The sequence below is a fragment of the uncultured Salinisphaera sp. genome, from assembly GCF_964012375.1.
In the GTDB taxonomy this organism is placed as follows: domain Bacteria; phylum Pseudomonadota; class Gammaproteobacteria; order Nevskiales; family Salinisphaeraceae; genus Salinisphaera.
The window spans coordinates 1-19409 of the sequence record NZ_CAXGSH010000079.1; the positions used below are offsets into that span (position 1 = coordinate 1).

General features: G+C 63.3%; 17 protein-coding genes, 1 tRNA gene and 2 pseudogenes. 3 read left to right on the forward strand and 17 right to left on the reverse strand.

Annotated features, from left to right (window positions below; genetic code table 11):
• From ABNU97_RS13355 to ABNU97_RS13390, 8 genes and pseudogenes are all read right to left on the reverse strand, one after another.
• Positions 1 to 765, reverse strand: a pseudogene (locus ABNU97_RS13355) (NADH:ubiquinone reductase (Na(+)-transporting) subunit A); the annotation flags it as partial.
• A 40-nt stretch (positions 766 to 805) separates the two neighbouring features.
• Positions 806 to 890: transfer RNA gene (locus tag ABNU97_RS13360), tRNA-Leu, on the reverse strand.
• A 236-nt stretch (positions 891 to 1126) separates the two neighbouring features.
• Positions 1127 to 1396 (reverse strand): annotated as a pseudogene (secG, locus tag ABNU97_RS13365) (preprotein translocase subunit SecG); the annotation flags it as partial.
• A 26-nt stretch (positions 1397 to 1422) separates the two neighbouring features.
• The gene (gene tpiA / locus ABNU97_RS13370) at positions 1423 to 2178 is read right to left on the reverse strand and encodes a triose-phosphate isomerase (RefSeq protein ID WP_348767193.1); all 756 of its coding nucleotides are present in this window, start codon (positions 2176 to 2178) and stop codon (positions 1423 to 1425) included.
• A 34-nt stretch (positions 2179 to 2212) separates the two neighbouring features.
• On the reverse strand, positions 2213 to 3595 hold the full coding sequence (gene glmM / locus ABNU97_RS13375) for a phosphoglucosamine mutase (RefSeq protein ID WP_348767194.1): 1383 nt from the start codon (positions 3593 to 3595) through the stop codon (positions 2213 to 2215).
• Positions 3596 to 3624: 29 nt separating this feature from the next.
• A complete protein-coding gene (gene folP, locus ABNU97_RS13380) occupies positions 3625 to 4404 on the reverse strand; it encodes a dihydropteroate synthase (RefSeq protein WP_348767206.1) in 780 nt (259 codons plus the stop codon).
• Between the two features lie 153 nt (positions 4405 to 4557).
• Positions 4558 to 6519 (reverse strand): ATP-dependent zinc metalloprotease FtsH, encoded by a 1962-nt coding sequence (gene ftsH / locus ABNU97_RS13385; protein WP_348767195.1) that lies wholly within the window; start codon positions 6517 to 6519, stop codon positions 4558 to 4560.
• A gap of 106 nt (positions 6520 to 6625) precedes the next feature.
• On the reverse strand, positions 6626 to 7243 hold the full coding sequence (locus ABNU97_RS13390) for an RlmE family RNA methyltransferase (protein WP_348767196.1): 618 nt from the start codon (positions 7241 to 7243) through the stop codon (positions 6626 to 6628).
• A gap of 49 nt (positions 7244 to 7292) precedes the next feature.
• Here ABNU97_RS13390 and yhbY point away from each other — a divergent pair, with 49 nt between their 5' ends.
• On the forward strand, positions 7293 to 7577 hold the full coding sequence (gene yhbY / locus ABNU97_RS13395; RefSeq protein WP_348767197.1) for a ribosome assembly RNA-binding protein YhbY: 285 nt from the start codon (positions 7293 to 7295) through the stop codon (positions 7575 to 7577).
• A 44-nt stretch (positions 7578 to 7621) separates the two neighbouring features.
• Here the strand turns inward: yhbY and greA are convergent, their stop codons facing one another.
• The 3 genes from greA to ubiA all read right to left on the reverse strand — a co-directional run bounded on the left by greA (position 7622) and on the right by ubiA (position 10564).
• On the reverse strand, positions 7622 to 8104 hold the full coding sequence (gene greA, locus ABNU97_RS13400) for a transcription elongation factor GreA (RefSeq protein WP_293627226.1): 483 nt from the start codon (positions 8102 to 8104) through the stop codon (positions 7622 to 7624).
• Positions 8105 to 8243: 139 nt separating this feature from the next.
• Positions 8244 to 9602 carry an adenosylmethionine--8-amino-7-oxononanoate transaminase gene (locus ABNU97_RS13405; RefSeq protein ID WP_348767198.1) on the reverse strand — a complete coding sequence of 453 codons (1359 nt, stop codon included), beginning with the start codon at positions 9600 to 9602 and terminating at the stop codon, positions 8244 to 8246.
• A gap of 86 nt (positions 9603 to 9688) precedes the next feature.
• A complete protein-coding gene (gene ubiA / locus ABNU97_RS13410; RefSeq protein ID WP_348767199.1) occupies positions 9689 to 10564 on the reverse strand; it encodes a 4-hydroxybenzoate octaprenyltransferase in 876 nt (291 codons plus the stop codon).
• A 203-nt stretch (positions 10565 to 10767) separates the two neighbouring features.
• Between ubiA and ABNU97_RS13415 the strand changes: the two genes are divergently transcribed.
• Entirely contained in the window at positions 10768 to 12132 is a 1365-nt protein-coding gene (locus ABNU97_RS13415; protein ID WP_348767200.1) for a glutamate--cysteine ligase, read from the forward strand.
• Positions 12133 to 12519: 387 nt separating this feature from the next.
• Here ABNU97_RS13415 and ABNU97_RS13420 read toward each other — a convergent pair whose 3' ends face one another.
• The gene (locus tag ABNU97_RS13420) at positions 12520 to 13713 is read right to left on the reverse strand and encodes a cation diffusion facilitator family transporter (RefSeq protein ID WP_348767201.1); all 1194 of its coding nucleotides are present in this window, start codon (positions 13711 to 13713) and stop codon (positions 12520 to 12522) included.
• A 65-nt stretch (positions 13714 to 13778) separates the two neighbouring features.
• Complete coding sequence (locus ABNU97_RS13425; RefSeq protein WP_348767202.1) at positions 13779 to 14507, reverse strand: epoxyqueuosine reductase QueH; 729 nt, start codon at positions 14505 to 14507, stop codon at positions 13779 to 13781.
• 83 nt (positions 14508 to 14590) lie between these two features.
• Between ABNU97_RS13425 and ABNU97_RS13430 the strand changes: the two genes are divergently transcribed.
• Entirely contained in the window at positions 14591 to 14902 is a 312-nt protein-coding gene (locus tag ABNU97_RS13430) for a hypothetical protein (protein WP_348767203.1), read from the forward strand.
• Positions 14903 to 15242: 340 nt separating this feature from the next.
• On the opposite strand, the gene ABNU97_RS13435 is transcribed toward ABNU97_RS13430, so the two are convergent.
• The 4 genes from ABNU97_RS13435 to carB form a co-directional block, all read right to left on the reverse strand.
• Positions 15243 to 15632, reverse strand: coding sequence for an ectoine synthase (locus ABNU97_RS13435; protein WP_293627212.1), 390 nt, complete (start codon positions 15630 to 15632; stop codon positions 15243 to 15245).
• Between the two features lie 80 nt (positions 15633 to 15712).
• Positions 15713 to 16990: a diaminobutyrate--2-oxoglutarate transaminase gene (gene ectB / locus ABNU97_RS13440; RefSeq protein WP_348767204.1), complete on the reverse strand. Its 1278-nt coding sequence runs from the start codon at positions 16988 to 16990 to the stop codon at positions 15713 to 15715.
• A 67-nt stretch (positions 16991 to 17057) separates the two neighbouring features.
• Positions 17058 to 17600 (reverse strand): diaminobutyrate acetyltransferase, encoded by a 543-nt coding sequence (ectA, locus tag ABNU97_RS13445; protein ID WP_348767207.1) that lies wholly within the window; start codon positions 17598 to 17600, stop codon positions 17058 to 17060.
• 169 nt (positions 17601 to 17769) lie between these two features.
• Positions 17770 to 19409 (reverse strand): carbamoyl-phosphate synthase large subunit (gene carB, locus ABNU97_RS13450; RefSeq protein WP_348767205.1); only part of this gene is annotated, 1640 nt, incomplete at its 5' end.

The window sequence follows — 19409 nt, forward strand, 5'->3', positions numbered from 1 at the left end:
CGCGCCGATCGCCATTACATCCTGATACCCTAGGTGCCAGACACGCGTATTGACGCTTACGGGATCGAGAAAATGCACATGCGTACCAACCAGGCCCGCGGGGTGCTTGCCCTCGAACTCCGCGGTCACGAACTGACTGCCGCCAGGCTGCGGGATATCCGCCCCCGGCGACTTGCAGATATAGACCGACCCTTCGGTCAGCCGCGACAGCGCGCGCAAACCATTGACGAAATCGGAGCGTCGCTGATTGACGATCACTGCCGGATCAGCCGCGAGCGGATTGGTATCGATCGCGGTCACGAAAATAGAGCGCGGGCGCGTGCCCGGGGCGGGGACTTTGCTAAACGGGCGCGTGCGCAACGCCGTCCAAAGGCCCGACTCTATCAGCGTACGTTCCACACGCACGGGGTCGAGCTCGCCCAGCTTCTCCGGGCTATGCGATTCGAAGGTAATTTCGTCATCGGCGCCGGCACCGGTGTCGAGCCGGATGACCACGGACTGAAGCACGCGCTTGGCGCCGCGATTGATCGCGACCACCTCACCCGCGCCCGGCGCAGTATAGATAACCCCAGGGGTCTTCTTGTCTTCGAAAAGCGGCTGGCCGAGCTTGACGCGATCGCCCTCGCTGACCGCCATCGTCGGCTTCATGCCGTGGTAGTCGGTGCCGACGACCGCGACGCGACTGACCGGCGACGCATCCTGAATGACCTGTCTCGGAGCGCCGCCGATTGGCAGGTCCAAGCCCTTTCTGATCGTGACTCGCATATCGCCGCTGGCGTGCCTCTCACGTCGCTGACAAATTGTATGGTGCCGACGGCCGGACTCGAACCGGCACAGCTCTCGCTACTGCCCCCTCAAGACAGCGTGTCTACCAATTCCACCACGTCGGCATGATCGTGGACCCGTGCACGCCCTATTCGGGCACCTGCGCACTGGGTTCGTCCGTGTCGGCGTTGTCGCCGTTATCGGACGGAACTTCTTGCGGCGCCGCCGAACCCGTGTCGGCAGGCGCACTCTGGTCTTCGTTATCGGCGTTGGACGCCGAACCGTCGCCGGTGACCACTTCGTCGCCGGCCACGCCGTTGTTGTTACCGTCCGACAACAGCGACGAACCCGGCGCCTGCTGCTGCACCTGATCGGTCACACTGCCCGTGGGCGTGCTCGCACCGTTGATCAGGTAGGCCAGCGTCAGGCTGATGGCAAAGAATACCGTCGCCAGCGAGGCGGTCGCACGGGTCATGAAGTTCGCAGAACCCTTGGCCCCGAAAACCGTACCCGATGCGCCACTGCCAAAGGCAGCACCCGCGTCTGCACCCTTGCCATGCTGCACGAGGATCAGCCCGATAAGAGCTAATGCAACAACGACCTGGATGACGACCAGTATTGTATAAACCATGCCAGAGCCTGTGAACGAGCGCGAGCCTAACCGGTCGCGCGCGCGATGTCCAAGAATGAATCGGCCTTGAGCGAAGCGCCGCCAATCAGCGCGCCGTCGACGTCCGCCCCGGCGAATAACGCCGCGGCATTGTCCGGCTTTACGCTGCCGCCGTAAAGCAGCAGAACCGATTCGGCAATTGTAGCATCCCTGTCGGCGATTTGTCCGCGCAAAAATGCGTGGACGTCCTGGGCCTGCTCGGGCGAGGCCGAGCGGCCGGTACCAATCGCCCAGATCGGCTCGTATGCGATCACGGCCGCGGCCAGCGTCGCGCGATCACACTGTTCGAACAGGGCCGCAAGCTGCGCGGCCAGGACCGCTTCCGTCTGATCGGCTTCTCGCTGCTCCAGCGTTTCGCCAACGCAGACAATCGGCGTGAGACCGGCGGCCACGGCTGCGCTGGCCTTGGCCGCGACGACGGCGTCGGTTTCGCCGTACAGCGCGCGTCGTTCGGAATGCCCCACGATTACGTAACGACAGCCGACATCCGCCAGCATCGCGCCGTTGACTTCGCCGGTAAACGCACCTGGGTCGACTTCCGCGGCAAGGTTCTGAGCGCCAAGTGCGACCGGCGCATCCGCCAGACCGGCGGCCAGACGCTCGACATAGACGAACGGCACGCAAACCAGCATGTCGGCCGAGATGGCGCCGGCGTCCGCGCTCAGCGCCCGCGCGAAGGCGTCCACCCGGGCGGCATCGCCGTTCATTTTCCAGTTGCCTGCGATCAGCATCCTGCGGCTCATCGAATACCCTCTATGGTCGTCTTGTTGATTTTGTTCAGGCGGCTGCGGCTTGTCGCACGCTTTCTGCAAGCCGGTTGGCGCAGTCTTCGACGGCACCCGCGTCGGTGCCTTCGACCATCACGCGCAGAAGCGGCTCGGTGCCCGAGGGGCGCAATAATACGCGACCTTCGTCGCCCAGCGTATTTTCCACGTCGCGCACCGCGTCCACGACCTGCGTGTTCTGCATCAGGCTATCTGCACTGCCGCGGGTGATGCGCACGTTGATCAGAGTCTGCGGACACTTGTCGACCGGGGTGACCAGCGTGCGCAGGCTTGAACCCGTGCTCACCATCGCCGCCAGCACCTGCAGGGCCGACACGATACCGTCGCCGGTGGTGGCTCGATCCAGGCAAAGGATATGGCCCGAGGACTCGCCGCCCACGTTCGCGCCCAGCGCGCGCAGGCGTTCGAAGACGTAGCGGTCGCCCACCTTGGCACGCTCGAACTCGACGCCGTCGCGCTTGAAGGCCAGCGCGAGCCCCAGATTGCTCATCAGCGTACCCACGACCGGCCCCTGCAACTCGCCGGCCTGACGACGGGCGTTGGCGATGACGTAGAGCAGCTGATCGCCGTCGACGATATTGCCTTCGTGATCGACCATGATGCAGCGGTCGCCGTCACCGTCGAGCGCGATGCCCACGTCAGCGCCGTGTGCGCGCACCGCGTCGGACAAACCCTTTGGATGGGTAGACCCCACATCGCGGTTGATGTTGAGCCCGTCCGGCGACGCCCCGATCACCGCCACCTGCGCGCCGAGTTCGCGAAATACATCGGGTGCGACGTGATAGGTCGCACCGTGGGCACAGTCGAGCACGATCTTCATGCCCGACAGGCCGCCGTTTTCGAAGCGCGCGGTGGATTTGCAGAACTCGATGTAGCGCCCGGGCGCGCTTTCCACGCGGCGCGCGCGCCCGAGACGATCGGAATCCACGCACACCAGCGGCTGGTCCAGCTCGGCCTCGATTTCCGCCTCGACCTCGTCGGCCAGCTTTTGCCCGTAGTGCGAAAAGAACTTGAAGCCGTTGTCTGAAAACGGATTGTGCGACGCGCTGATGACCACGCCCGCGCCGGCCCGGAAGGTGCGCGCCAGATAGGCGATCGCCGGCGTCGGCAGCGGGCCGACCAGCAGCACGTCCACGCCGGCGGCCGCGAAACCGGCTTCCAAGGCCGACTCGAACATATAGCCCGACAGGCGCGTGTCCTTACCGATGAGCACCTGGGCGCGCTCGCCGGCGCTTTCCGGCACGCCGCGCTCACCCAGACGGCGAACCAGCACGCGGCCGGCCGCCCAGCCGAGCTTGAGCGCGAAATCAGGCGTCAGCGGCGCTTCGCCTACTTCGCCACGAATGCCGTCCGTTCCAAAATATCGCTGCGCCACGGTCGTGTCTTCCTTGTTGAACCGGTGAATCAGTTATCGACCAGCGCCGCGGCGAGCGTGAGCGCCTCGGCGGTCGGGGCCACATCGTGGCTGCGAATGATACCTGCGCCCTGGGTCGCCGCCCAGAAGGCAGCCGTCACGCTGGCATGAATACGACTGTCCATATCGTCGTGGCCATGTAACTTCGCGAACATGGATTTACGCGATACGCCGACCAGCACGGGCAGGCCGTCGTCGACAAAACTGCGCAGCCGACGCATAAGCGCCAGGTTGTGCGCGAGCGTCTTGCCAAAGCCGAAGCCAGGGTCCACGCAAAGACGGCTGTCGTCGATACCCGCTTCGCGACAGGCCGCTACACGCTCGGCCAGGAACGCGCGCACATCGGCGACGACATCGCGATAAGCCGGGGCCGACTGCATGGTGCGCGGCTCGCCCTGCATATGCATCAGACAAACCGAAGCCTCGCTATCGCGCGCCGCCTCGAGCGCCCCGGGGGCGCGCAACGCCATGACGTCATTAATCATGTCGGCCCCGGCCGCACAGGCGGCGCGCATCACCGACGGCTTGACCGTATCGATCGAAATGAACACATCGCTCTGCGCGCGCAGGGCTTCGATCACCGGCAGCACGCGCGCCAGCTCTTCGCCTTCGTCGACCGGATCCGCGCCCGGCCGAGTGGACTCGCCGCCCACATCGATGATCGCTGCGCCCTGCTCGACCATCGCCAGCGCGTGATCGACCGCCCGTGTCGTCTCCACATAGGCGCCGCCGTCGGAAAAGGAGTCCGGGGTGACGTTGAGAATACCCATGACCACGGGCGTGGACAGCGCCAGACGCCTGTTACGACTACTCAAATACACGCGTCGCTCCACACGGCAACGAACCGCTGCAAATCACTTCTTGTCATTGGAACGAAAAAGCCGGCAGACGCTGCCTGCCGGCTTTCTCAAACCCGGATGGAATCAGGATTCGCGATGGTGCGCGGGGCTCGGCACACCCTTGTCGTCCTTGTCCTGCTTGTCGGACGAGGTATCGGAATCCGGCGCGCTCGCGGTCGGCGTATTGCCGCCGCCCGAGCTCGGCGTATCCGAGTCGTCCCAGCTTTCGGGCGGGCCGGGCTCGCGCCCCTGCATGATTTCGTCGATCTGCTTGCGATCGATGGTTTCATACTTCATCAGCGCATCCGACATCATATGCAGCTTGTCCATATGATCCTCGAGAATCTGCTTGGCGCGCTCGTAGCAGCCGTCGATGATGGAGCGGATTTCCTTGTCGATCGCATGCGCCGTCTCGTCGGAAATACCGCTCGACTGGCTGGCCGCCTTGCCCAGGAAGGGCTGATTGTCTTCCGTATCGTAGGCGATGGGGCCAAGCCGGTCGGACAGACCCCACTTGGTAACCATGTTGCGGGCGATTTCGGTGACGCGCTCGATATCGTTCGAGGCACCGGTGGTCACCGCTTCCTTGCCGAAGATGATCTCCTCGGCCAGACGCCCGCCGTAGAGCGTGCAAATCTGGCTGATCAGCCGCTGCTTGGAATAGCTGTAGCGATCCTCTTCGGGCAAGAACATGGTCACGCCCAGGGCACGACCGCGCGGCACGATGGTGACCTTGTGCACCGGATCGTGCTGGGGCACGGTCAGGCCGATAATTGCGTGGCCGGCTTCGTGATAGGCGGTCAGGCGCTTCTCGTCCTCGGTCATGACCATGGACTTGCGCTCCGCGCCCATCATGATCTTGTCCTTGGCGCGCTCGAAGTCTTCCTGAACCACGAGCTTCTTGTTGGCGCGCGCGGCGAACAGCGCCGCCTCGTTGACCAGGTTGGCCAGATCCGCACCCGAAAAACCCGGGCAGCCACGGGCGATGATCGAGGCCTTCACGTTGTCGTGAATTGGCACATTCTTCATGTGCACTTTCAGAATCTGCTCGCGACCGCGCACGTCCGGCAGCGGCACCACCACCTGGCGGTCGAAACGACCGGGGCGCAGCAGCGCCGGATCGAGCACGTCGGGCCGGTTGGTGGCCGCGATCACGATCACGCCCTCGCTGCCTTCGAAACCGTCCATTTCGACCAGCAGCTGGTTGAGGGTCTGCTCGCGCTCGTCATGCCCGCCGCCCAGGCCGGCGCCACGCTGGCGGCCGACCGCATCGATTTCGTCGATGAAGATGATGCAGGGCGACTGCTTCTTGGCCTGTTCGAACATGTCGCGCACACGCGATGCGCCCACGCCCACGAACATCTCGACGAAGTCGGAGCCCGAGATGGAGAAGAACGGCACCCCGGCCTCGCCGGCGATGGCCTTGGCCAGCAGCGTCTTGCCGGTACCCGGAGAGCCGACCATGAGCACGCCGCGCGGAATCTTGCCGCCCACGCGCTGGAACTTGCCCGGCTCGGACAGGAATTCAACCAGTTCCTGAACCTCGGACTTGGCTTCTTCCACACCAGCCACGTCGGCGAAGGTGATCTTGACCTGGTCGGCCTGCATCATGCGCGCCTTGGACTTGCCGAAGGACATCGCGCCGCGGCCACCGCCGCCGCCCTGCATCTGGCGCATGAAATAGATCCAGACGCCGATCAGCAGCAGGAACGGGAACCAGGAGATGAGAATCTGCTTGAGGAACGAGCCCTGATCCGGCGGCTCGCCCACGATCTCGACGTCGTGCTGGCGCAGCGTGCCGATCATGGCCTTGTTGTCGGACTCGGGGCTGAACGTCGCGAACTTCTGGCCGGACTTGAGCTGGCCGCGGATCCGCTGATCCTCGATATTGACCTGCGACACGCTGCCGTTTTCGACCTGGTCGAGGAACTGCGAGTACGGCACCTCGTTGGCGTTCGACGTCGACGGCGCGAAGCTCGAGAACACGCTCATCAGCACGAGCGCGATCACGACCCACAACAGCAGATTCTTAGCTAGTTCGTTCAAGATCTACATCCTCGACCGCGATCCTGCGGTCGTATGATTGGTGTCCGACCTGGTAGCGGACAGTATAAACAATCGGCCTGTCGGCCTGCTGCTTTATCCCACAGCTTCATGTACGCCAGCCCTGGCCCAACAGATACATTTCGCGGCTCGCATCGCGCGAGGCCTTGGGCTTGCGCACCGCCACGCGTCGAAAGCGTTTGCGCATATCGACCAGCATTTCGTCGAAACCCTCGCCCTGAAACACCTTGATGAACAGATCGCCTTCAGCGTCCAGCACCGAAGCGCACAGATCCAGCGCGAGTTCTGCCAACTGCATCACGCCGGCCTGATCGGCCACCATGATCCCTGTCAAATTGGGGGCCATGTCGGAAAGTACAAGATCGACGCGGTCGCTGCCCAGCGCCTGCATCAGGCTATCCACCCCGGCCTGTTCGGCGAAATCGACGTTGAGAAAATCCACCCCGTCGATCGGTTTCATATCCAGGCGGTCCAGTGCCACCACGCGCGCCTGTGGACGCTGGCGTCTACAGTACTGGCTCCAGCCGCCGGGCGCCGCCCCAAGGTCGACGATGCACTGCTTGGATTTGAGCAGCTGGTCGCGCTCATCGACCTCGGCCAGCTTGTAGACCGCGCGCGAGCGGTAATTATCCTTCTGCGCTGCCCGCACGTAGGGATCGTTACGATGCTTGTCCAGCCAACGGCGTGTATCGCTGCGCTTGCTCATGGGTCGTATACTGTTGCGCTGTTTTCAGCCAGCTGTCGTGAAACCGCCAATGCCCCTAGACCTCGATGCCGCATCCCGCCGCGCACTCAAAAAACAGGCTCACCACCTCAAGCCTGTGGTGCAAACCGGCGCAGCCGGATTGAGCGAACCTGTACTGGCTGAAATCGATCGCGCCCTGTTCGATCATGAGCTGGTGAAGGTCAAGCTTGCTACCGAAGAAAAACAGGATCGACGTGCCGAGGTCGAACAGATTTGCGAACGCCTCGAGGCGGCCTGCGTACAGCAGATCGGGCGTACCGCAACGCTGTATCGTCCCAACCCCGAAAAAACGTAGTCGGGACGCTGCCGCGACGCCCGGTCACGGCAGCGCTAGCGCGATCAGATATAGCGCACCTCGACGATTTCGAGCGTGCGGCGCCCGCCCGGCACCTCGATATCGACCACATCGCCTTCGGTCTTGCCGATCAGCGCACGGGCAATCGGCGAGGCGAACGACAGAAGTCCTTTCTTGATGTCGGCTTCATCTTCGCCAACGATCTGGTAGGTGAACTCCTCGCCGCTGTCCTCGTCGGCCAGGTCCAGCGTGGCGCCGAACACCACGCGACCGTTTGCCTGGGCACCCACGCGGGCGACATCGATAATCTGCGCGGTGGCAAGCTTCGACTCGATCTCGTTGATACGACCCTCGTTGAAGCCCTGTTCTTCCTTGGCTGCGTGGTACTCCGCGTTCTCCTTGAGATCGCCATGAGCACGCGCCTCCTCGATCGCCGCCACGATGCGCGGGCGCTCGGTCTTCTTGAGTCGCTTGAGCTCATCACGTAGCGCGTCGGCGCCGGTCTGCGTCAGCGGTGTCTTGTCCATCGCTCCACCTCGGAAAAACAACGCACCCGAAAACAAAACGGCCGCCGTTACGGCGACCGTTTCTCGTTTGCGGATGCAAGAATCGGTTGTGTCTGGGCCGGCCTCAGCCGGACAGGCTCAGGCTAGCAGCGCTTTCGCCTCAAGTCGAGACGGCGCGTTCTATGCCTTGTGCAGCCACCCTGCCCAGATGCGCGATCTGTTCGGGCGTAATGACGTAAGGCGGCATGAAATAGATCACGTCGCCCAGCGGGCGCAGCAGTGCGCCCTGACTCAAGGCATGCTGATAAACGCGAATCCCGCGGCGCTCGCGCCAGTCGAACGGGGTCTTCGTGGCCTTGTCGGCGACCATTTCGATGGCTACGACCATGCCGGTCTGGCGCACTTCGCCCACGTTCGGATGCGCGGCCAGCGGTGCGACTGCGTCGGCCATGTGCTGCGCCAGCTGGCGATTGACCGCGATCTGGTCGCGGCGCTTGAACTCGTCTAGCGTGGCCAACGCGGCCGCACAGGCCAGCGGGTTGCCGGTGTAGGAATGCGAATGCAGGAACGCGTTGAGGTTGGCGTAGTCGTCGTAGAACGCTGCATAGATGTCGTCCGTGGTCATGGTGATCGACAGCGGCAGATAGCCTGCCGTCAACCCCTTTGACAGACACATGAAATCCGGCGAAATACCCTCTTCGCCTGCCTGCTCGCAGGCAAACAGGGTGCCGGTACGGCCAAACCCCACCGCGATTTCGTCGGCAATGAGATGTACGCCGTAGCGATCGCAGGCCTCGCGCAGCAGCTCCAGATAAACCGGGTGATACATCCGCATATGGCCGGCGCATTGCAGCAGCGGCTCCACGATCACGGCACAGGTTTCGTGCGCATGCTCGGCCAGCAGCGCCTCCATGTCCGCGAAAACCGCCCGGCTGTGCTCTTGCCAGCTCACGCCCGGCTCGCGCTGGTAGCAATCGGGCGAGCGCGCGGTCAGCGGCTTGAGCAACAGCGGCTCGTAGGTCTTCTTGTAAAGATCGACATCACCGACCGCGAGCGCACCGAGCGTTTCGCCGTGATAGCTGTTGCCCAGGTTGATGAATCGAGTCTTTTCGCCGTGGCCGGTGTTGCGCCAGTAGTGAAAGCTCATCTTGAGCGCGACTTCGACCGCGGCCGAACCGTTGTCGGCATAGAACGCGCGGGTGAGCCCGGCCGGCGTGAGATCCACCAGCCGCTCGGCCAGCTCGACCGCGGGCTCGTGTGAAAAACCGGCCAGCATGACGTGTTCGAGGGTATCCAGCTGACTCTTGATGCGGTCGTTGATGGCCGGGTTGGCGTGGCCGAAGATATTCACCCACCAGGAACTCACCGCATCGATATAGCGATTGCCGTCGAAGTCCTCCAGCCATACGCCCTCGCCGCGCTTGATCGGCACCGGCGGCATGGCCTCGGTGTCCTTCATCTGGGTACAGGGATGCCAGACGACTTTCAGATCGCGCGCGATCAGGTCGGCGTTACTCATAGACGATTACCGTATGCATGAACAGACAAGCCAGCGCTTGGGGCCGGCCTTTGATCGAAGGCGGTCGACGAGCGCGCGAACGCACCCTAGCGAATGGCGAGATCGGCGACAACGCCGGCAAAGATGACCCCGCCCAGGATGTTGTGCTGCATGAACGCACGAAAACAGGCATCGCGCTCGCGATGACGTGCAAGCCACTGATGATTGACCGCCATGGCCGCACCGCCGGCCAGTCCGAGGTAATACAGCCAGCCCAGCTCGAACGCGCCGCCGACCGCGATCAGCAAGGCGAAGAACAGCAGCTGGAATACACCGATTACGGCCCGATCGTAGCGCCCCCACAGAATAGCCGTGGATTTGACCCCGATCTTGAGATCGTCGTCGCGATCGACCATGGCGTAGAAGGTGTCGTAGACCAGCGCCCAGATGAGCGTGGCCACGAACAGCAGCCAGCCGCCCCACGGTACGAAGCCGGCCTGTGCCGCGAACGCCATGGGCACGGCCCAGCCAAAAGCGGCGCCCAGAAACATCTGCGGCCAATGCGTCATTCGCTTGGTAAACGGGTAAAGCACCGCCAGCCCCGCGCCCACCACCGACATGGCGATGGTCAGGCCGTTGAGCGTAAGCACCAGCACAAAGGCGGCCAGACACAGCACGACAAACAGAACCAGCGCTTCGCGCGCACTGACTTCGCCCGTGGCCAGCGGGCGCGCCCTGGTACGTCGCACGTGGCCATCGATCTTGCGATCGGCGAAATCGTTGATCACACAGCCGGCCGAGCGCATGAGGATCGCGCCGAGCACGAAAACACAGAGCACCCAGGGATCGGGCATGCCATCGGCCGCCAGCCACAGCGCCCAGAGCATGGGCCAAAGCACAAGGAAGATGCCGATCGGCTTATGCAATCGCGTGAGCCGGAACAGCGCCTCGATATGGGCCGATTTGGAGGTGGCCGTACTCATGATGAACTCCAGACAAACGCGCGCGGCCGCGCCGGCGCTCGAGCGCGGATTGCGCGCGCGGCCGCTCGTGCACCTGCGCCGTGTATTGAATGCATTCGCCAACTATCCCGGTCGATGCTTTTTAACGTTACCATGCGCCAAATTCAGACTGCAGCATGATGCGCGCGGCCCGCGGCCCGCGATCATGACCGATTGGAGAATCCATGTCGGCGCCTTCACAATCCGGCGGCGCGACGATCACGGATCGCCGCCAGCTCATCGAATACTTCGAAAACGCCTGCAAGCCGCCGAGCCGTTGGCGCCTGGGTACCGAACACGAGAAGTTCGTGTTCGATCGCGACACCCTCAGGGCGCTGCCCTACGAGGGCGAGCGCGGCATCCGAACTTTCCTGGAAAAACTGCAGCGCTTCGGCTGGCAGCCAATGACCGAGAACGGCAACCTCGTCGCGCTCGAACTCGGCCGTTGTCATATCACGCTCGAACCCGGCGGCCAGCTCGAACTTGCCGGCGCGCCGCTGGATACGGTCCATGAAACCTGCGACGAGATCCACGTGCATCTCAAACAGGTCAAGGAAGTCGCCGCCGAGCTGAATGTCGGCCTGCTGGGGCTGGGTTTTCAGCCCAAATGGGCACGGGCCGACGTGCCGTGGATGCCCAAGCAGCGCTACGACATCATGAAAGCCTATATGCCCAAGGTGGGCACGCTCGGGCTGGACATGATGCTGCGCACCTCCACCGTGCAGGTGAATATCGACTACGGCTCCGAAGCCGACATGATCCAGAAATTCCGGGTCGGCCTGGCGCTGCAGCCCGTGGCCACGGCGCTGTTCGCCAACTCGCCCTTCACCGAGGGCAAGCCGAACGGCTTCGTGTCCTATCGCAGCCAGATCTGGACCGATACCGACAACGACCGCTCCGGCATGCTCGACTGGGTATTCGACGACGACATGGGCTTCGAGCGCTATATCGAGTACGCGCTCGACGTGCCCATGTACTTCGTCTATCGCGACGGGCGCTATATCGATGCCTCAGGCCAGTCGTTTCGCGATTTTCTCGCCGGCAAGCTGCCGGCCCTGCCGGGCGAACTGCCCACGCTGTCGGACTGGGACGATCATCTGACCACGCTGTTTCCCGAGGTGCGCCTGAAGCGCTTCATGGAAATGCGCGGCGCCGACGGCGGCCCCTGGCGGCGTCTGTGTGCGCTGCCCGCCCTCTGGGCCGGGCTGTGTTACGACAGCGAAGCCCTCGACGCCGCCTGGCAGCTATGCCGCGATTTCAGTGCCGAAGAACGCAATCGCCTGCGTCGCGAGGCGCCGATCCATGGCCTGAAAACGCCGTTTCGCGACGGCACCCTGCAGGATGTCGCGCGCGAAGTGGTCGCCATCGCCCAGGGCGGGCTGGAACGGCGCGCACGCCTGGACAGCCAGGATCGCGACGAACGGATGTATCTCGACCAGCTGGCCGAAATCGCGGACACCGGGGTCACGCCGGCCGAAACGCTGCTCGATCTGTATGCCGGCCGCTGGAATGAATCGGTCGACCCGGTGTTCACCGAGTTCGCCTATTAGCGGCCAGGGTAGCGGCCAGGGCTGTTAGTTGAAGGCAGCCGCAGACGACGCCGATCAAGCCGATGTATTGACTCGGCCGTGGTGGGCGATCACCTGTCTTGGCGCCTGATCTTCGGTAGCACCGGCGATAAGGAAAAGTCCGCAGATCACACAGATCGAAGCCAGGAGATCATGATCGTTCGCCGCCGACTGGCGCATGCACGGCGCTCGCTCATGCGTGTCATCGGCGAAATCTGCGGCTCCCCTGTAGAAGAGCGCACGCGACGGCTGCTTGGACGACGCCGGCCGCTCGGTCGCGTTTCAAGCCGCGCCGCCGTCGTGATCTGCGGCTTTCAGACTGTTCGTTGAACGCGTCGCACCGCCAGGGGCGGCGGATTTCAGGCGCGATTACTCGTGGCGCCGCGTACGTTGGGGTGCGCCGTAGAGCAGCCGGATTTCGGCAATCGGGCTGATCTCGCGGGCGATGACGTCGAAGGCAGCCTGATCGCGCTCGTGGAACGGTACCCGCGCCAGGGGTAGCTGGATCTCGACTTCTATGACGTCATCGAGATAGTGCAGCGTAACCCGCTGGATCGAGCCGGCGGCCGGCAGGCCCTGCCAGGCGCGTTCCAGCTCCGGCAGAATCTGTTCGCGCAGCGGTAGCGCATGGGCCGCGTCGGAATCGGCATGGCCGTCCGGCTCGATATGCACGCAGATATCGGCGATTTCGTCGACGTGACGTACCAGGCGCGACGTGATCGCCTCGCTGATACGATGCGCTTCGGTAAGACTCACGTACGGATCGACGAACACGCCCACATCGGCAAACGCGTCGTGACCGCCCATCGTACGGGTACGCAGACGGCGCATATGCCGCACGCCGGGGACGGTGGCGATCTGTTCTCGCACCACCTGAATACGGTCGGCTTTCAGCCCCGTATCCACCAGCTCGCGAAAGCTCTGCCAGCCATAGCGCAGGCCGATGAACGCGAGCATAAGACCGATCAGAATGGCGCCGAGCGCGTCGAGCGCCGGATAGCCAAGCATGGCCCCACCGATAGCCACGAGTGCCGCGATCGAGGAGAGCGCATCGCTTCGGTGGTGCCAGGCGTTGGCCTCGATGAGCTGTGATTTTGCCTGGCGCGCGACCCGCAGGGTGTACCAGAACAGACCTTCCTTGAGGCCCAGCGACACAAGCGCGACGGCGAGCGCGAGCCACGTCGGCGGCGTGCTCGGCGCGTCGGTGGCCAGATGGTGAATACCGTCATAGGCCAGCGCGCCCGCCGTGATCAGCAAAAACAGCGACACCAGCGACGTCGCCGCGGTTTCCATGCGTGCGTGGCCGTAGGGGTGGTCATGATCGGCCTGCTGCATGCCCATTTGTACGGCGCCGAGCACCACCGCATCGCTGAGCAGATCGGCCGCGGAATGCACACCGTCGGCGATAAGCGCCTGCGAATGCCCGATCACGCCTACCAGCACTTTGATCAGGGCCAGCGGCAGATTCACCAGCGCACCGACAATCGTCGCCCGGCGCTTGGCGCTGAAGTCCGAACGCGCCTGGCGGTGCGCGGCAGCAGAATGCACGTGGGGACGCGTCATGGCGACATTATAGCGAGCGGGGTCGTAAGAAGGGCGTTAGCAGGGGCGCGCCGACACGCGGCGATTCAGTCCGAGCTCCGGTCGAGCGTCGGGTATTCGCCGCGGCCCGGTACGTTCGCGCTGCGAATCGCCTCGCGGCCATAGAACTTGATGCCCTTCTGAATTCGCGGTCGGCCGGTCGCGGTGCGATGCCGGTTGGTATCGCGCAGGCTGTACACGCAGCCGCAATACTCCTGCTGGTAGAACGCCTCGCGCTTGGCGATTTCGATCATGCGTGCCGCCCCGCCCTGCTTGCGCCAGTTCAGCGTCCAGTAGGTGACATCGTCATAGCGATTGGCCGCGCGTACGCCCGCTTCGTTGATCTGGGCCATGTTCTTCCAGCGCGAGATGCCCAGCGTGCTGGAAACCAGACCATAGCCGTGCTCGGCGGCATACAAAGCGGTACGCTCGAAACGCATATCGAAACACACGGTGCAACGACGCCCGCGCTCGGGTTCGTTTTCCAGGCCGCGAATACGGTCGAACCAGTTGTCGGTATCGTAATCGCCGTCGATATGCGGGATGCCGAGCTGTTCGCAATAACGGATGTCTTCCGCCTTGCGCATCTCGTATTCCTGAACGGGATGGATGTTCGGGTTGTAGAAATACACCGTGACATCAATACCGGCCGCCTTGACCGCGGCCAGCACCTCGCCGGCACAGGGCGCACAGCAGGAATGCATGAGCAGCTTGGCATCGGTTTGCGGCGGCTCGAGTTCGGGCCGCTCGTAATTGTCGAGGCTGTGACGATTCATGGCGATTGGCGCTCGGATGCGATAATCGGCGCCATTGTCCGGCTTTGACCGGCATTCGTCCATGCAAGAAAGGTAAAGACCGAATGAAACAAGGCAGTATCGTCATGGCCATGATCTGGATGGCCGTCCTCTCCCTGCTGCTGTTCTGGCTGCCCCTGCTCGGCCCGCTGGTCGCAGGCTTTGTCGGCGGACGTACCGCAGGTAGCGCCGGGCGCGGGCTGCTCGCCGCCGTACTGCCCGCAGCCGTGCTGTGCTTCGTACTGGTCGGCTTCGGTACTGCACTGGCGGGCCTGCCGCTGATCGGCATCATTGCCAGTGCGGGGCTGTTCGTGCTGATCTTGGCTCAGAGCCTGCCGCTGCTTGCCGGCGCGCTCGTGGGCGGGCTGACAGCCTAGGGCTTGTTAACGCTGCCGAAATCGCCTTGCCGCGGATCATTTTCGTTTGCGACATGAGCGCGCTGCGATGCCGGATCGCGCGCCTTGCGTGATCATGCAGGGCCCGCGTCCCGATGGTCGCGTCGGAAAAAATCCGCCATGCAGCGTTGCACGTGGTTGATTTGGCTCACCCACATCTTGCCTCCCGCCTTGCCAGGCGAATTTCCGGAAGGCAGCGCAACGCTTGACGTTAGCAGGCTCTGGAACGCCCCGCCCGGCAGACGCTACGCATAAAAAAAGCCCCGGTCTTTCGACCGGGGCTTTTTCGATCCGTACTGATTACGCGATCCAGGTCGCGTGATCAGTCTTCCGGCGGCACATAGGCGCCGTCTTCATCATGGATCTCGCGGCCCGTGACCGGCGGATTGAAGGCACAGACGAGCTTCATTTCCGTCTTGGCCTTGAGCGTATGCTTGTCATGGTTGTCCAGCGCATACACCGTGCCCGGCTCGATCTTGTGCTCTTCACCGGTGTCACGATTAACGATCGTGCCTTCGCCCTGATAGCAGAACACCGCTTCGAGGTGGTACTTGTACCACATGTCGAACTCGAGCCCCGGGGGGAACGTCGTTTCGTGGAACGAAAACCCCATGCCGTCGCTCTTGAGCAACCAGCGCACGCTGGTCCAGCCGTCCGGGCTGATGACTTCGCGATCGGTGCCGCGCAGGTCTTCGGTACGCACAATCTTCATATAAGACTCCTAGCGTCTTGTGATGATCCACACCCCTGCATCCTACAGCATGTGTGCAGGATTGCAGTCAAAACGAACGATCAGGCCGCGCTGTTGAGCAGGCCGTGCCGTTCGAGCACGGTGGCGAGCGCCTTTTCGATGATATCCAGGCCTTCGGCGATGTCTTCATCGGTGCTGATCAACGGCGGCATGACCTTCATGACGTTGTCGTCGGCGCCCGCCGTTTCCAGAATCAGGCCGTTCTGGAAGCATTCGGCAGCAATTTCGTCGGCCAGCTCTGCGTTGGCGCAGTCCATGCCGATAAAGAAACCGCGGCCGCGAATTTCGGCTTCGAAGGAAGGCTGAGCGTCGACCATGTCGTTCAAGCGCTGCTTGATGGTTTCACTCTTGCGCAGCGTTTCCTTTTCCAGCTTGTCGTCGCTCCAGTAGGTCTTGAGCGCCGCGTTGGCGGTAGCAAAGGCGTGATTGAAGCCACGGAAGGTGCCGTTGTGCTCGCCCGGGCTCCAGATGTCGAGATCCGGACGAATCATGGTGATCGCCAGCGGCAGGCCGTAGCCCGACAGCGACTTCGATACGGTAATGATGTCCGGCTTGATGCCGGCCGGTTCGAACGAGAAGAACGGACCGGTACGGCCGACGCCGGCCTGGATATCGTCCACGATGAAGAGCATGTCGTGCTCGTGGCAGAGCTTTTCGACCTTCTTGAGCCAGTCGAAGCTGGCGACGTTGATGCCGCCCTCGCCCTGCACCGTTTCGACGATGATCGCCGCCGGCTTTTCCAGGCCGCTGGAGCTGTTCTTGAGCATGGCTTCCAGATCGTCGGCCGTGTCGCGGCCTTCGCCGAAATAGCCGCAATACGGCAACGGCGTCGCGCCCGGCATGGCAACACCGGCACCGCCGCGCTTGGAGGCATTGCCGGTCACCGCCAGCGCACCCAGCGTCATGCCGTGATAGGCGTTGGTAAAGAACAGCACGCCCGGCCGCTTCTTGACCTTGCGCGCGATCTTGAGCGCAGCTTCCACCGCGTTGGTGCCGGTCGGCCCCGGGAACTGAATCTTATATTCCATGCCGCGCGGCTTCATGATCACGTTCTCGAAGGTTTCGAGGAACTTGACCTTCTCTGCCGTGGCCATGTCCAGGCCGTGGGTCACGCCGTCGGACTGGATGTATTCGATCAACGCGGCTTTCATGGTCTCGTCGTTATGACCATAGTTGAGCGCGCCGGCGCCGGAGAAGAAGTCGAGGTATTGGCTGCCGTCCTCGGCCTTCATGCGGTTGCCCTTGGCCCAGGTGAACACCTTGGGGAAGGAGCGGACATAGCCGCGGACTTCGGATTCAAGACGATTGATGATTTCCATAAATACTCCTGAGCTGTTGCTCGGATAATCGATGACCTGCGGCCGCATGGCAAGCGGCCGAGCGATCTTATTCGGTGTCGTGCGCGATCACGCTCGCGCGGTCGAACGGACCGATGCGGAACAGAATTTCCGGCTCGTGGGGCTCGTCGTCGAAATCGCCGAACATTTCGCTGGAAAACAGTTCGCTTTCCTCGACGCCGGTTTCCAGGCGACGCGCCAAGCCACGGAACAAGGCGATCGACGGATCGTTGCTCGGCCCGATGGTGGTATCGAGATAGCGGACATTCTCGCAGGCTTCGCGCTCAAGAATTTCAAAGAGCATGCGCGTGGCCAGACCGCGGCCGCGACCGGCTTCGGCAACGCCGACCTGCCAGACGAAAACGATGTCGGGCTGCGCCGGGAGAATGTAGGCGGTGATGAACCCCACCAGTTCGCCGTCGATTTCGGCGACCACGCTGGTCGCCGCGTGATGCTCGCCAATGAGCATGTAGGCGTAGGCAGAGTTGACGTCGAGCACGCCTAGGTCGTGCACGAGTCGGAGAATGCCGGCGCCGTCCTCTTTGCGGGGCGGGCGAAACCGGACTTCGTTTGCAGAATGTTGGTCGCTAATGGCTACAGTCTGAGTTTTGGTTTGGTCGCATTATAACGAGTTCGCAGACTTTTTTCGGGGGTTGGCCGTAAGCCGCCCGTCCAGGCCCGTGCTTGCGCGTGCAATCGGCCGGCGCCTATCCCAGGCCTGGTGCGGGCTACGCGCCCGCACCCCCGGCTCGCTGCAACCGCTAGGCCGGGATCGCCGCCTGAATGGATTGCAACGAGTAGACCTGCGCCGTGCGCCCATCGGCCAGCGCCGTGCAGCTGGCCTGCGCGCCGGCGATAGTGGTGAAGTAAGCCACCTTGTAGCGTAGCGCGGTGATTCGGATCGAGCGCGACTCTTCAATTGCGCGCTTGCCTTCCGTGGTGTTGACCACCAGCTGGATTTCGCCGTTTTTGATCATGTCGACGAGATGCGGGCGGCCTTCCTTGACCTTGTTGACCACCGTGCATTCCACGCCCGCCTCGCTGATCGCCGCGGCCGTACCATGCGTGGCCACGATCCGGAAACCGGCTTCGCAGAGCTCGCCTGCGAGCTTGACCGCATGCGGCTTGTCGCCGTCGCGTACCGTAATCAGGGCGGTGCCGCCTTCCGGCAAGCCGACGCCGCCGGCCAGCTGCGACTTGGCAAACGCCTCGCCGAAGGTAAGTCCGACACCCATGACCTCGCCGGTGGACTTCATTTCCGGGCCGAGCAAGGGGTCGACAGTCGGGAACTTGGAGAACGGAAACACCGCTTCCTTGACCGCGAAATGCTCGATCTTGCGCTCTGCGCCGATATTCTGCTCGGCCAGCGTCTGGCCGGCCATGCAGCGTGCCGCGATCTTGGCCAGCGGCACGCCGGTGGCCTTGGATACGAACGGCACGGTACGCGAGGCGCGCGGATTGACTTCCAGCAGATAGACGTCGCCGCCGCGAATGGCGAACTGGACGTTCATCAGGCCCACCACCGACAGCCCGCGCGCGAGCGCGGCGGTTTGGCGACGCACCTCGTCGAGCACCTCGGGACCGAGGCTGTAGGGCGGCAGCGAACAGGCCGAGTCGCCCGAATGCACCCCGGCCTGCTCGATGTGTTCCATGATGCCGCCGATGAACACGTCCGTGCCGTCGCAGATGGCGTCCACGTCCAGCTCGATCGCGTCTTCCAGGAATCGATCCAGCAGCACCGGCGAATCCGGCGAAACCTTGACCGCGGCAGTCATGTAGCGCTGCAAATCCTCCGGCTCGTAGACGATCTCCATCGCACGGCCGCCAAGCACGTAGGACGGACGTACCACCATGGGGAAGCCCACTTCCTCGGCCAGGCGCATGGCCTCGGCTTCAGAGCGCGCGCTGCGGTTGGCCGGCTGCTTGAGCCCGAGCTTGTTGACCAGATTGAGGAAGCGATCGCGATCCTCGGCCAGGTCGATCGAGTCCGGCGTGGTGCCGATGATCGGCGCGCCGGCGGCTTCCAGACGACGCGCAAGCTTCAACGGCGTCTGGCCGCCGTACTGCACGATCACGCCCTTGGGCTTCTCGACGTCGATGATCGACATCACGTCCTCGAAGGTCAGCGGCTCGAAATAGAGCCGGTCCGAGGTGTCGTAGTCGGTGGATACGGTTTCCGGGTTGCAGTTGACCATGATGGTCTCGTACCCGTCTTCACGCATCGCGAGCGCGGCGTGTACGCAGCAGTAATCGAACTCGATACCCTGGCCGATCCGGTTGGGACCGCCGCCGAGCACCATGATCTTGTCGCGATCCGAGGGGTTCGCCTCGCATTCCTCGTCGTAGGACGAATACTGGTAGGCGGTCGCGGTCGGGAATTCGGCCGCGCAGGAATCCACCC